Source organism: Streptomyces diastaticus subsp. diastaticus (assembly GCF_011170125.1).
Lineage (GTDB): Bacteria > Actinomycetota > Actinomycetes > Streptomycetales > Streptomycetaceae > Streptomyces > Streptomyces diastaticus.
This window is the reverse complement of the sequence record NZ_BLLN01000005.1, coordinates 1,549,239-1,562,868: the sequence shown is the minus strand read 5'-3', so window position 1 is coordinate 1,562,868 and position 13,630 is coordinate 1,549,239. Positions and strand designations below refer to the sequence as shown.

Sequence of the window (13,630 nt, the reverse complement as noted above, 5' to 3'; positions counted from 1 at the left end):
CAACCGCACACTCATCTTCTGGTGGGTTGTGGTTGCTGGTGTGTTTCGTAGTGTTTCGGTGGTCATAGCGTGAGGGAAACGCCCGGTTACATTCCGAACCCGGAAGCTAAGCCTTACAGCGCCGATGGTACTGCAGGGGGGACCCTGTGGGAGAGTAGGTCGCCGCCGAACTATTATTCAGAGTGGTGGTCCCCGGATTTCGGTCCGGGGACCACCACTTTTTTGTTTTCGGTCACCGCGTGTTCATCCTCCGCCGTCAGCATGTGCGGCATGGGGACAGAGGAGATGCTGAGGGCCGCGGGAATCGGACGGGGCGACGAGGTCGTCGTACCTGCCTTCGGCCGGGCCGACGTCGCGGGCGCCGTGGTCGCCGCCGGCGCGCAGCCGGTGTTCGCCGACATCGACCCGCACACGTACTGCCTGGATGCCGAGGCCGTGGCCGCTGCCACCGGGCCCCGTACCGCCGCGATGGTGGTCGTGCACCGCTTCGGGCGCCCGGCGCCGATGTGGCGTCTTCGCGCCCACGGCGAGCGGCACCGGCTGCTGGTGCTCGAGGAGCGGGACGCCGTCGGGCAGCCGGCCGAAGTGACGGAGCGCAGGAAAGCCGCCGACCACCTCGACCAGCGGCTTCGCGGAGTAGCCACCCCCGAGCGGGACCGGGAGCACACCTACACCCAGTACGTCGTGCGCGTGCCCGGCAACGGGCGGCCGGACCGGGACGCCTTCGCCCGGGCGCTCAAGGCCCGGGGCGTCGCCTGCTCCGTGCCGGTCAAGACGCCGCTGCACCGCACCGCCGACCACTGGCGGGACATACGGCTCCCCGCGACCGAGCGGGCCGCCGACGACACCCTGGCGCTGCCGCTCGTACCGGCCGGGGAGCGGCGGGGGCTCCACCGGCTGGTGTCGGCCTGCAACGCGCTCGGGGGGCTGCTCCAGCCGGCCTGAGTTCCGGCAGCGGGGGGTGGTGCGGGGGCCGCTCGAATTCAGGTATGCTTCTTCTCGTTGCCCACGCGGAACACCGCGAAAAGGCAGCGACCGGCCCCAATAGCTCAGTCGGCAGAGCGTCTCCATGGTAAGGAGAAGGTCAACGGTTCGATTCCGTTTTGGGGCTCAAGGAAAGAAAGGCCCCCGCCCAATGGGCGGGGGCCTTTCCGCTGTCCTGAGGGGGCCGGTACGACCGGCCCCCTCAGCGGATCAGTTCCGCTGCGGTTCCGGGACGCGCATCGTCAGGATGGCCATGTCGTCCGAGGGCGAGTCGGCGGCGAACCGCTCGACGGCCCGCATCACCCGGGACGCGACCGCGCCGGCGGTCAGCCCGGTGCAGCCCCTCAGGACCTCCGCCAGCCCGTCGTCGCCCAGCATGCGGCTGCCCTCGCGGCGTTCCGTGATGCCGTCGGTGACGCAGAGCAGCACGTCGCCCGGCTCCAGACGCACCGTCTGCTCGTACAGCTCCAGGTCGTCCATGACGCCGAGGAGGGGCTGCGGTTCGGCGGCGGGCTGCACGGAGCCGTCCTGGCGCAGGCGCAGCGGGAGCGGATGGCCGGCGCAGACCACCTTCAGCAGGGCGCCGCCGTCCTGCTGGGGGCGGAGCTCGCCGTAGAGCAGCGTGAGGAAGCGGCTGCGTTCGCCCTCGTCGAGGATGGCGTTGTTGAGGCGCTCCAGGACGGCCGGGCCGCTGTACCCCTCACGGGCGAGCAGGCGCAGCGCGTGGCGGGCGAGGCCGGTGACGGCGGCCGCCTCCGGGCCCGTGCCGCAGACGTCGCCGATGGCGAAGCCGTACGCGCCGTCGGGGATGGAGAAGAGGTCGTAGAAGTCACCGCCGACCTCGTTGCCCTCGCCGGCCGCGCGGTAGATGACCTCGACCTCCACGCCGGGGACCTCGGGCAGCTCCGGCGGGAGCAGACTGCGCTGGAGGGACTGGCTGATCGCCATCCGCTCCGAGTACAGGCGGGAGTTGTCGAGGGCGAGCGCGGCCCGGCGGGAGAGGTCCTCGGCCAGTTCCAGGTTCTCCTGGCGGAAGTGGTCCTCCGAGGGCTTGCCGAGCACGAGCATGCCGATGACGCGGTTGCGGGCCACCAGCGGCAGGACGACCGTCTCGCCGCCGACCGAGGCGGCCGTGGTGAGGGTCGAGCTGATGCCCGAACCCAGGTGGTGCGGCTCGTCGTCCAGACTCCGTACGGAGGCCTCCAGCGCCGCCTCGTGCGCCGCGCGCGCCGGGGCGGGCCAGATGCGCGCGCCCGGCGTGGGCACCGGCTCGGGCGGCTCGATGCGGCCCAGGAGTTCCTTCAGGCCGTCGATGCGCTCCTCGTCCTCGTGCAGCACGTAGGAGAGGTACGGCTCGGACGCGGTGTCCGCGATCGTGTAGACGGCGCACCAGGTGGCGAGCGTGGGGACCGTCATCTGGGCCATCAGCGCCAGCGTCTGGTCCCGGTCGAGGGTGCCCGCCAACAGGTCGGACGCCTCGACGAGGAAGGAGAGCGAGCCACGGCGCAGCCGCTCCAGCTCGCCCAGCCGGGCGGACTCGACGGCCAGCGCGATCCGGTCGGCGGCGAACTGCAGGCGCAGCGCCTCCTCGTTGGAGTAGCGGCCGGAGCCCTCGGCGGCGACGCCGAGTGAACCGGTGAGCCGGCCCTCGACCTTGAGCGGGACCGTGACCACCGAGCGCATCCCGGTGCCGTCCAGCAGCGGCACGGCGCCCGGGACGGCGGCCAGGTCCTCGTGGACGGCGGGCATCCGCGCCGTGCCGTACCGGCCGGAACCGGTGTCGACCGGGACGCGGGCGAACCGCTGGCGGGCGGAGGGCAGGCCGGTGGTGGCGCGGACCTCCAGCTCCGTCTCGTCGTCGGTGGCGAGCAGCAGGAACGCCGCGTCGCCGTCGAGCATGTCGCGGGAGCGCTCCACGGTGCGCTGGAGCAGCCCGTCCAGGTCGTCCGGCGCCGGGGAGCCGATGAAGGTCTCGAACGGGTCGCTGCTCTGGCCGTCGGCGCGGTGGGCGGCCTCGGGAGCGGCGCCGCGCTGCGGGGTGGCGAGGACCGCGCGCTCGTCGTCGCGGACCAGCAGGCAGACCGTGGACGGGTCGCCCTGCGGGTCGCGGACGCGCAGGTGCGAGGCGTACACGGGGACGACGCGGCCGTCGGCGGCGCGGATGCCGTAGCTGCCCTCCCAGCGGGAGAGGCGCAGGGCGTCGGCGATGCCGGTGCTGGTGCCGGGGGTGTGCGGCCACGCCGCGTGGTCGGTCAGCGGCTGGCCGATGATCTGCTTCGCCGGGTAGCCGAAGAGTTCCTGCGCGTCGTCGTTCCAGGCGGAGACGGCGCCCTCGCTGTCGATCTGGATCACCGCGACGCGGACCCGGTCGTCGGCGAGCGGCAGCAGCTCGGTGGAGACCGAGGGGCCCGCGGCGCGGGTGCCGACCTGGCGCTCGGGCAGGTCGAGGCGGAACCAGACGTGCTTGTGGGCGGGGGAGTACTCCACGCCCCAGCGGGAGGCGAGCGCGGCGCAGAGCTGGAGGCCACGGCCGCCCTCGCGGTCCGGACTGCCCATCTGGACGCCGCCGGACTGGAGCGGGATCTCCCGCTCCGGATAGCGGTCGGAGACCTCGATGCGGACGCCGTCGCCGGAGCGCAGGCAGACCACCTCCGCGGCGGTGCCCGCGTGCACCACGGCGTTGGTGACCAGTTCGCTGGTGAGGACCACGGCGTCGTCCACGACGTCGCCGAAGCCCCAGCCCTGGAGGGTGTCGCGGACGAAGGCGCGGGCGGCGGCCACCGAGCGCCCGACCGGTTCGAAGGTGTGGGCGGCCCGCGCCGTGATCACAGAACTCCTCGTGCGGTAGTCGGCGGAATCCAGGCTCCCGTGGTCGGGGTGCTCCGCCCCGGATGCCGGGGGCTGTTCCCCGGGCAACGTCAGTCCCATTCCTCCGGCCGCCCCTCCGATGCCCGTACGTACGTGTGCCACCGCCCAGGCCGGGCATACCGGGGTGGTTGGACAGCCTGGTGCCAGGTTACTTACCTTCACGGTCCCGGCGGATGCCGGTCGCGCGGTTTCGGTCCGGAGGGTGTGCGGACGGTGTGCGAAGCTGCCGAACTGTTATGGCCTGGTTCGGCCGTAGTGAAACACTGGGAACGCTCTGTGCAACGGCCCGAGCAACCCGGCAGTACGTCAACCCTTGCGGGAGGGACACGGTGGAGTCTGGCGCAGCGGCGCGGAGCACGACCACGCGCGGACAGGGCGGTCGGTCCCGAAGTGCCTCCAGGAGCGGGACGGTCGAGGTGGACGCGGCCCAGCTCCAGCGCCTGAAGTCGGCCCTGGCCGCGATGCGGGACGGCAACTTCCGGCGCCGTCTGACGGTGACCGGCGACGGAGTGATGGCCGAGGTCGCCGCCCTGTTCAACGAGGTCGCGGACCGTAATCTGCATCTGACCGGGGAGCTGTCGCGGGTACGGCGCACGGTCGGGCGTGAGGGAAAACTCACGGAGCGGCTGGAGACCGGGGTCTGCGAGGGCTCCTGGGCGTCGGCGATCGAGGCGTCCAACGCTCTCGTCGACGACCTGGTCCACCCCGTGTCCGAGGTGGGCCGGGTACTCTCCGCGGTCGCCGACGGTGACCTGGAGCAGCGGATGGAGCTGCGGACGCAGGCCCCGGACGGCTCCGGGCATCCGTTGCGCGGGGAGTTCCTGAAGGTCGGCCGGACGGTGAACAACCTGGTCGACCAGTTGTCGCGGTTCACCGACGAGGTGACCCGGGTGGCCAGCGAGGTCGGCACCGAGGGCAAGCTCGGCGGGCAGGCGCAGGTGCGGGGCATGTCCGGGTCGTGGAAGGACCTCACGGACTCCGTCAACACCATGGCGTACCGGCTCACCGCGCAGGTGCGGGACATCGCGCTGGTGACCACGGCGGTGGCCCGCGGCGACCTGTCCCGCAAGGTGACGGTGCACGTCGCGGGCGAGATGCTCGAACTCAAGAACACCGTCAACACGATGGTGGACCAGCTGTCGTCGTTCTCCTCCGAGGTGACCCGGGTCGCCCGCGAGGTGGGCACCGAGGGTGAGCTGGGCGGGCAGGCGCAGGTGCCCGGTGTGGACGGGGTGTGGAAGGACCTCACCGACTCGGTGAACCTCATGGCCTCCAACCTCACCGCGCAGGTCCGCGGGATCGCCGAGGTGACGACGGCCGTGGCCAACGGTGACCTGTCGCGCAAGGTGACGGTCAGCGCACGCGGTGAGGTCGCCCAACTCGCCGAGACCATCAACCAGATGACCGAGACACTGCGGACCTTCGCCGACGAGGTGACGCGCGTGGCCCGCGAGGTCGGCGTCGAGGGACAGCTGGGCGGGCAGGCCAACGTACCGGGCGCCGCCGGCACCTGGAAGGACCTGACCGACTCCGTCAACACGGTCTTCCGGAACCTGACCACGCAGGTGCGCGACATCGCGCAGGTGACCACGGCGGTGGCCAACGGCGACCTGTCGCAGAAGGTCACCGTGGACGTCTCCGGCGAGATGCTGGAGCTGAAGAACACCGTCAACACCATGGTCGACCAGCTCTCGGCGTTCGGTGCCGAGGTGACCCGGGTGGCGCGGGAGGTCGGCGTCGAGGGCGAGCTGGGGGGCCAGGCCACCGTGCAGGGGGCGGCCGGCACCTGGAAGGACCTCACCGACTCGGTGAACACCGCCTTCCGCAACCTCACCGGCCAGGTGCGCAACATCGCGCAGGTGACCACGGCGGTGGCCAACGGCGACCTGTCGCAGAAGGTCACGGTCGACGTCTCCGGCGAGATGCTGCAACTGAAGAACACCGTGAACCGCATGGTGGACCAGCTCTCCTCCTTCGCCGACCAGGTCACGCGGATGGCCCGGGACGTGGGCACGGAGGGCCGGCTCGGCGGCCAGGCGCAGGTGGACGGGGTCAGCGGCACCTGGAAGGAACTGACCGACTCCGTCAACCTCATGGCGGGCAACCTCACCGCCCAGGTGCGGCAGATCGCCCAGGTCACCACGGCGGTGGCCCAGGGCGACCTGTCGCAGAAGATCGGCATGGACGCCCGGGGCGAGATCCTGGAGCTGAAGAACACCATCAACACGATGGTCGACCAGCTCTCCGCCTTCGCCGACGAGGTGACCCGGGTCGCCCGGGAGGTGGGCACCGAGGGCCGGCTCGGCGGCCAGGCGCAGGTGCCCGGCGTGGCCGGTGTCTGGCGCGACCTGACCGACTCGGTGAACGGCATGGCCGGCAATCTCACCGCGCAGGTCCGCCAGATCGCCCAGGTGGCCACCGCCATCGCCCGCGGTGACCTGTCGCAGAAGATCGACGTGGACGCCCGGGGCGAGATCCTGGAGCTGAAGAACACCCTGAACACGCTGGTGGACCAGCTCTCGGCCTTCGCCGAGCAGGTCACCCGCGTCTCCCGCGAGGTCGGTACCGAGGGCATCCTCGGCGGCCAGGCCCGGGTCGACGGGGTCTCCGGCACCTGGAAGGACCTCACCCAGTCGGTGAACAGCATGGCCAACAACCTGACCATGCAGGTCCGCAACATCGCCGAGGTCACCACGGCGGTGGCCCGCGGCGACCTCTCCAAGAAGATCACCGTCGACGCCAAGGGCGAGATCCTCGAACTGGTCACCACCGTCAACACGATGGTCGACCAGCTCTCCAACTTCGCCGAGCAGGTGACCCTGGTCGCCCGCGAGGTGGGCACCGAGGGCAACCTCGGCGGCCAGGCGCGGGTGCCGGGCGTCACCGGCATCTGGAAGGACCTGAGCGACAACGTCAACACGATGGCGAACAACCTCACCGGGCAGGTGCGGAACATCGCCCACGTGGCCACCGCGGTGGCCAACGGCGACCTGACCAAGAAGGTCACCGTCGAGGCGAGCGGCGAGGTCGCCCAGCTCGCCGACACCGTCAACACCATGGTGACGACCCTGTCGTCGTTCGCCGACGAGGTGACCCGCGTCGCCCGCGAGGTGGGCACCGACGGCATCCTCGGCGGCCAGGCCCGCGTCCCCGGCGTCTCGGGGACCTGGAAGGACCTGACCGAGTCGGTGAACTCGATGGCCTCCAACCTCACCGGCCAGGTCCGCAACATCGCGATGGTCACCACCGCCATCGCCAAGGGCGACCTGACCAAGAAGATCGACATCGACGCCCGGGGCGAGATCCTGGAGCTGAAGACGACCATCAACACCATGGTCGACCAGCTCTCCTCCTTCGCGGAGCAGGTCACCCGCGTCGCCCGTGAGGTGGGCACCGAGGGGCAGCTCGGCGGTCAGGCCCGGGTCCGGGACGTCGACGGCACCTGGCGCGACCTCACCGAGTCGGTGAACGAGATGGCGCAGAACCTCACCCGCCAGGTCCGCGCCATCGCGGCGGTCGCCACCGCGGTCACCCGCGGTGACCTCCAGCTCAAGATCGACGTGGACGCCGCGGGCGAGATCCAGGCGCTCCAGGACAACATCAACACGATGATCACCAACCTGCGCGACACCACCCTCGCCAACAAGGAGCAGGACTGGCTCAAGGGCAACCTCGCGCGGATCTCCGGCCTCATGCAGGGCCGCCGCGACCTCACCGACGTCGCCTCGCTGATCATGAGCGAGCTGACCCCGGTGGTCTCCGCGCAGCACGGCGCGTTCTTCATCGCCGCGCCCACCGAGGAGGACCCGGACCCGTCGGCGGAGGCCCGCGAGGACGCGTACGAGCTGCGGATGATCGGGAGTTACGGGTACTCGATGGGGTCGATGCCCACCGCGTTCAAGCCCGGCGAGTCGCTGATCGGGGCCGCCGCGCAGGAGAAGCGGACCATCATGGTCGACCACGTGCCCACCGGGTACCTGAAGATCGCCTCGGGGCTCGGGGAGGCACCGCCCGCCCATGTGATCGTGCTGCCGCTGCTCTTCGAGGGCACCGTGCTCGGCGTGATCGAACTGGCCGCCTTCCAGCAGTTCACCCACATCCAGCGGGACTTCCTCAGCCAGCTCGCCGAGATGATCGCGACCAGCGTCAACACCATCAGCGTCAACACCAAGACCGAGGAGCTGCTGAAGCAGTCGCAGGAGCTGACCGAGCAGCTGCGGGACCGTTCGGAGGAGCTGGAGGTCCGGCAGATGGCGTTGCAGGACTCCAACGCCGAACTGGAGGAGAAGGCCGAGCTGCTGGCCCGGCAGAACCGCGACATCGAGGTCAAGAACACCGAGATCGAGGATGCCCGGCAGGTGCTGGAGGAGCGTGCCGAGCAGCTCGCCGTCTCCATGCGGTACAAGTCGGAGTTCCTCGCCAACATGTCGCACGAGCTGCGCACCCCGCTCAACTCGCTGCTGATCCTCGCCAAGCTGCTCGCCGACAACGCCGAGGGGAACCTCTCCCCGAAGCAGGTCGAGTTCGCCGAGACCATCCACGGCGCCGGTTCGGACCTGCTCCAGCTCATCAACGACATCCTCGACCTCTCCAAGGTCGAGGCGGGCAAGATGGACGTCAGTCCGACCCGGATCGCGCTGGTCCAGCTCGTGGACTACGTGGAGGCCACCTTCCGGCCGCTCACCGCCGAGAAGGGCCTGGACTTCTCCGTCCGGGTCTCCCCGGAGCTGCCCGCCACCCTGCACACCGACGAGCAGCGGCTCCTCCAGGTCCTGCGCAACCTCCTGTCCAACGCGGTGAAGTTCACCGACAGCGGCGCCGTCGAGCTGGTCATCCGGCCGGCCGCGGCGGACGTGCCGGACGCGATCAGGGAGCAGTTGCTGGAGGCCGGTTCGCTCGCCGACGCCGACGCCGACCTCATCGCCTTCTCCGTCACCGACACCGGCATCGGTATCGCGGCGGGCAAGATGCGGGTCATCTTCGAGGCGTTCAAGCAGGCCGACGGCACCACCAGCCGCAAGTACGGCGGTACCGGGCTCGGCCTCTCCATCAGCCGCGAGATCGCCCGCCTGCTCGGCGGCGAGATCCACGCGGCGAGCGAACCGGGCCGTGGTTCCACCTTCACGCTCTACCTGCCGCTGCACCCGGCCGAGCTGCCCCCTCAGGGGTACGCGCAGCTCGCCCCGGCCGTCGAGCCCAAGGGCGAGCTGCCGGCGGGGGAGGAGCCCCGGAGCACCGAGCCGGTGCCCACGGAGCCGCTGAAGGACACCCGCAACGGGCCCGTCTCCCTCTTCCGCCGGCGCCGCAGGGCCGCCGAGGCGGCCGCCGCCGGGGCGGAGGGTGCCGGCGGGCCCGGGCAGCAGCCCCGCACCACCTCGCTGGGCAGGCCGCTGGACGCGCCGCCGGAGGAGCGCCCGGCCCGTGCGCCGGTGAACTTCGACGGCCAGAAGGTCCTCATCGTCGACGACGACATCCGTAACGTCTTCGCCCTCACCAGCGTCCTCGAACAGCACGGCCTGGCGGTGCTCTACGCCGAGAACGGCCGCGAGGGCATCGAGGTGCTGGAGCAGCACGACGACATCGCCGTGGTCCTGATGGACATCATGATGCCGGAGATGGACGGGTACGCGACCACCTCGGCGATCCGGCGTATGCCGCAGTTCGCGGGGCTGCCGATCGTCGCGCTGACCGCCAAGGCGATGAAGGGCGACCGGGAGAAGGCGATCGAGTCGGGTGCCTCCGACTACGTCACCAAGCCGGTCGACCCCGACCACCTGCTGGCGGTCATGGAGGGATGGATGAGCGAGGGCGACTGAGCGGGCCGTGGCGTCGCGGCCGCCGCCCCTGGACGCGGAGCCGGGGGCGGCGGGGCGTACCGTGGCGGGACGTGGCACAGGCCGCGTCCCGAAGGCCGGGGCGCGGGCACCGGCGGAACGCGGCCCACGGCCGCGGCGGCGGTGCGGCGGACGGGAACCTTCCAGGTCCCCACCGCGTTTGCGCTTACGTGCACAGTGACATCACGGTGACAGGGTGTGGCGACGAGCGGGGTGCGGCTACCATGACCGGCACAAGGACGGACGACGCAAGGGAGTCGTCCCCCGGGGCAGGCCCCGGTGCTTCCCCACGTCCGCAGGATCAAGGAAGCCCCATGCCGGGGCGAGGAGGGCGGGCCAGGATGCAGAAGGCCAAGATCCTCCTGGTCGACGACCGGCCGGAGAATCTGCTGGCGCTGGAGGCCATTCTCTCGGCGCTCGATCAGACACTGGTGCGGGCGTCGTCCGGGGAGGAAGCGCTCAAGGCGCTGCTGACGGATGACTTCGCGGTCATCCTGCTGGACGTACAGATGCCGGGCATGGACGGTTTCGAGACCGCCGCCCACATCAAGCGCCGGGAGCGGACCCGGGACATCCCCATCATCTTCCTGACCGCGATCAACCACGGCCCGCACCACACCTTCCGCGGTTACGCGGCGGGGGCCGTGGACTACATCTCGAAGCCCTTCGACCCGTGGGTGCTGCGTGCGAAGGTCTCGGTCTTCGTCGACCTGTACATGAAGAACTGCAAGCTCCGTGAGCAGGCGGAGTTGCTGCGCATCCAGGTCGAGGGGCGCGGCGACGGCCGGGCGGAGCCGACCGGCGTCATCGCCGAACTCTCCGCGCGGCTCGCGGCCGTCGAGGAGCAGGCCGAGGCGCTCTCCAAACAGCTGGACGACGAGTCGGCGGACGCCGCCGCCGTCGCCACCGCGGCCCACCTCGAACGCAAACTCACCGGTCTGCGGCGGGCGCTGGACGCCATCGACCCGACCTCGGGCGGCACGGCGCCCGTCCTGCCGCCGCAGGGCTGAGCCGGGCCGGGGGCACACGGCCGCCCCCGGCCGCCCGCTGACCGGCCGTCAAGGTGACGACGCGTCAGCCGCGACACGGACGGGTGAAGCGGTGGGCGCACGTGTCCCGTACGCCCCGCACCGGTAACCTCACCACCATGGCCTCACGTACCTCCGGCAAGGGATCACCGTCCTCGGCGCGCGGCGCGGGGCGTTCCGGGGGGCCGGCGAAGAAGAGCGCGGCCAAACCGCCCGTGAGGAAGAAGGTCCCCGCCAAGAAGGCGGCGGCCCGCAAACCGCCCCCCAAGCCCGCGCCCTCCCCGGGCCTCTACCGTTTCGTGCGTGCCGTCTGGCTCGGTGCCGCGCACGGCGTCGGTGCCCTCTTCCGCGGCATAGGACGCGGTGTCAAGGGCCTCGACCCGGCCCACCGCAAGGACGGCCTCGCCCTGCTCCTGCTCGGGCTCGCCCTGATCGTCGCCGCCGGCACCTGGTCCAGCCTTCAGGGTCCCGTCGGCGACCTGGTGGCGATGCTGGTCACCGGCGCCTTCGGCCGCCTCGACCTGCTGGTGCCGCTGCTGCTGGGCGCCGTCGCGGTGCGCCTGATCCGGCATCCCGAGAAACCCGAGGCCAACGGACGCATCGTCATCGGCCTCTCCGCGCTGGTCGTCGGCGTCCTCGGCCAGGTCCACATCGCCTGCGGCTCCCCGGCGCGCGGCGACGGCACGGCGGCCCTCCAGGACGCGGGCGGCCTCATCGGCTGGGCCTCGGCCACACCGCTGATCTTCACCGTCACCGAGGTGCTCGCCGTCCCGCTGCTGGTGCTGGTCACCGTCTTCGGCCTCCTGGTGGTCACCGCCACCCCGGTCAACGCCGTGCCGCAGCGCCTGCGGAGCCTCGGGCAACGCCTCGGCCTGATCGCCGCGCCGGCCGGCCCGAGCGAGGACGACGCACGGTACGAGGAGCAGTGGCGTGAGGCGCTGCCGGACGCCCGGCGCCGCCCCGAGCCGGACGGCGAGGCCGGCCAGGCCCCGGCCAGGCCCGCCCGCCGCCGGCCCGCGCGCAAGACCGCCGCCGAGCAGACGGGGCCCGACGCGGTCGACATCGCCGCGGCGGCGGCCGCCGCCCTCGACGGGGCGGTCCTGCACGGTATGCCGCCCTCCCCCCTCGTCGCCGACCTCACCCAGGGGGTGGGCACGGAACGCGAGGCCGCCAACCCGGTACCCCCGGCGCGCGCCACCGGGTCCGAAGAGGCGCCCAGGGCCACGCCCGGACGCCGCCGGAACCAGGACTCCGGTTCCGTACCGGACCTGACCAAGGCGCCGCCGGCGGACGAGAGCAAGCCGCTGCCGGCGCGGGCCGAGCAGCTCCAGCTCTCCGGGGACATCACCTACGCGCTGCCCTCGATAGACCTGCTGGAGCGCGGGGGGCCCGGCAAGTCGCGCAGCGCCGCCAACGACGCCGTCGTCGCCTCGCTCACCACCGTCTTCACCGAGTTCAAGGTCGACGCGGCCGTCACCGGCTTCACCCGGGGCCCGACCGTGACCCGTTACGAGGTCGAGCTGGGCCCGGCGGTGAAGGTCGAGCGGATCACCGCGCTCACCAAGAACATCGCCTACGCCGTCGCCAGCCCCGACGTGCGGATCATCAGCCCCATCCCGGGCAAGTCCGCCGTCGGCATCGAGATCCCCAACACCGACCGTGAGATGGTCAACCTCGGCGACGTGCTGCGCCTCGCCGACGCCGCCGAGGACCACCACCCGATGCTGGTCGGCCTCGGCAAGGACGTCGAGGGCGGCTACGTGATGGCCAACCTCGCCAAGATGCCGCACATCCTGGTCGCCGGAGCCACCGGTTCCGGTAAGTCCTCCTGCATCAACTGCCTGATCACCTCGATCATGATGCGGGCCTCGCCGGAGGACGTGCGGATGGTCCTGGTCGACCCCAAGCGCGTCGAGCTGACCGCCTACGAGGGCATCCCGCACCTGATCACACCGATCATCACCAACCCCAAGCGTGCCGCCGAGGCGCTGCAGTGGGTGGTCCGCGAGATGGACCTGCGCTACGACGACCTGGCCGCTTTCGGCTACCGCCACATCGACGACTTCAACGCCGCCGTGCGCAGCGGCAAGGCCAAGGCCCCCGAGGGCAGCGAGCGCGAGCTCCAGCCGTACCCCTACCTGCTGGTGATCGTGGACGAGCTGGCCGACCTGATGATGGTGGCGCCCCGGGACGTGGAGGACGCGATCGTCCGCATCACGCAGCTCGCCCGGGCCGCCGGCATCCACCTGGTCCTCGCCACCCAGCGGCCCAGCGTCGACGTCGTCACCGGCCTCATCAAGGCCAACGTGCCCTCCCGGCTCGCCTTCGCCACCTCCTCGCTCGCCGACAGCCGGGTCATCCTCGACCAGCCCGGCGCCGAGAAACTCATCGGCAAGGGCGACGGGCTGTTCCTGCCGATGGGCGCCAACAAGCCCACCCGGATGCAGGGCGCCTTCGTGACCGAGGAGGAGGTCGGCGAGGTCGTCCGGCACTGCAAGGACCAGATGACGCCGGTCTTCCGGGACGACGTGGTGGTCGGCGGACAGAAGAAGAAGGAGATCGACGAGGAGATCGGAGACGACCTCGACCTGCTCTGCCAGGCCACCGAACTGGTGGTCTCCACCCAGTTCGGCTCCACCTCGATGCTCCAGCGCAAACTGCGTGTCGGCTTCGCCAAGGCCGGGCGGCTGATGGACCTCATGGAGTCCCGGGACATCGTCGGCCCCACCGAGGGCTCCAAGGCCCGTGACGTTCTCGTGAAACCTGAGGACCTGCCAGGAGTGCTCGCCGTGATCCGGGGGGAGGAGCAACCGTGACGGCTCCCCATCCGCAGCCACCGGGCCGGAGCGGGGCCAGGACGGCGCGAGCCTCCTGACCCCGGACGGCCGGGAGGGTGGCGGGCGGGGGGACCGGACG

The 13,630-nt window shown here is 71.4% G+C and carries 5 protein-coding genes, 1 tRNA gene and 1 rRNA gene; 6 read left to right on the top strand and 1 reads right to left on the bottom strand.

What is annotated here, in order from left to right; translation table 11 throughout:
- Positions 1-54: 54 nt before the first annotated feature.
- The 3 genes from rrf (at position 55) to Sdia_RS24155 (ending at position 1,111) form a co-directional block, all read left to right on the top strand.
- Positions 55-171 (top strand): 5S ribosomal RNA (gene rrf / locus Sdia_RS24165).
- 114 nt (positions 172-285) lie between these two features.
- Complete coding sequence (locus Sdia_RS24160; protein ID WP_229831624.1) at positions 286-945, top strand: DegT/DnrJ/EryC1/StrS family aminotransferase; 660 nt, start codon at positions 286-288, stop codon at positions 943-945.
- A gap of 93 nt (positions 946-1,038) precedes the next feature.
- Positions 1,039-1,111: transfer RNA gene (locus tag Sdia_RS24155), tRNA-Thr, on the top strand.
- A gap of 83 nt (positions 1,112-1,194) precedes the next feature.
- Here the strand turns inward: Sdia_RS24155 and Sdia_RS24150 are convergent.
- Positions 1,195-3,912: a SpoIIE family protein phosphatase gene (locus Sdia_RS24150; protein ID WP_371874293.1), complete on the bottom strand. Its 2,718-nt coding sequence runs from the start codon at positions 3,910-3,912 to the stop codon at positions 1,195-1,197.
- Positions 3,913-4,268: 356 nt separating this feature from the next.
- Here Sdia_RS24150 and Sdia_RS24145 point away from each other — a divergent pair, with 356 nt between their 5' ends.
- The 3 genes from Sdia_RS24145 (at position 4,269) to Sdia_RS24135 (ending at position 13,530) form a co-directional block, all read left to right on the top strand.
- Complete coding sequence (locus Sdia_RS24145) at positions 4,269-9,668, top strand: HAMP domain-containing protein (protein ID WP_100457925.1); 5,400 nt, start codon at positions 4,269-4,271, stop codon at positions 9,666-9,668.
- Positions 9,669-10,027: 359 nt separating this feature from the next.
- The gene (locus Sdia_RS24140) at positions 10,028-10,696 is read left to right on the top strand and encodes a response regulator (RefSeq protein ID WP_100457924.1); all 669 of its coding nucleotides are present in this window, start codon (positions 10,028-10,030) and stop codon (positions 10,694-10,696) included.
- 83 nt (positions 10,697-10,779) lie between these two features.
- Positions 10,780-13,530, top strand: a complete 2,751-nt coding sequence (locus Sdia_RS24135) for a DNA translocase FtsK (RefSeq protein ID WP_189500570.1) — start codon at positions 10,780-10,782, stop codon at positions 13,528-13,530.
- Positions 13,531-13,630 lie beyond the last annotated feature (100 nt).

Excerpts from the sequence above, each read along its gene's own strand:
- Sdia_RS24160 (WP_229831624.1), top strand. The coding sequence starts at position 286 with ATGCTGAGGGCCGCGGGAATCGGACGGGGCGACGAGGTCGTCGTACCT.
- Sdia_RS24150 (WP_371874293.1), bottom strand. The coding sequence starts at position 3,912 with ATGGGACTGACGTTGCCCGGGGAACAGCCCCCGGCATCCGGGGCGGAG.
- Sdia_RS24140 (WP_100457924.1), top strand. The coding sequence starts at position 10,028 with ATGCAGAAGGCCAAGATCCTCCTGGTCGACGACCGGCCGGAGAATCTG.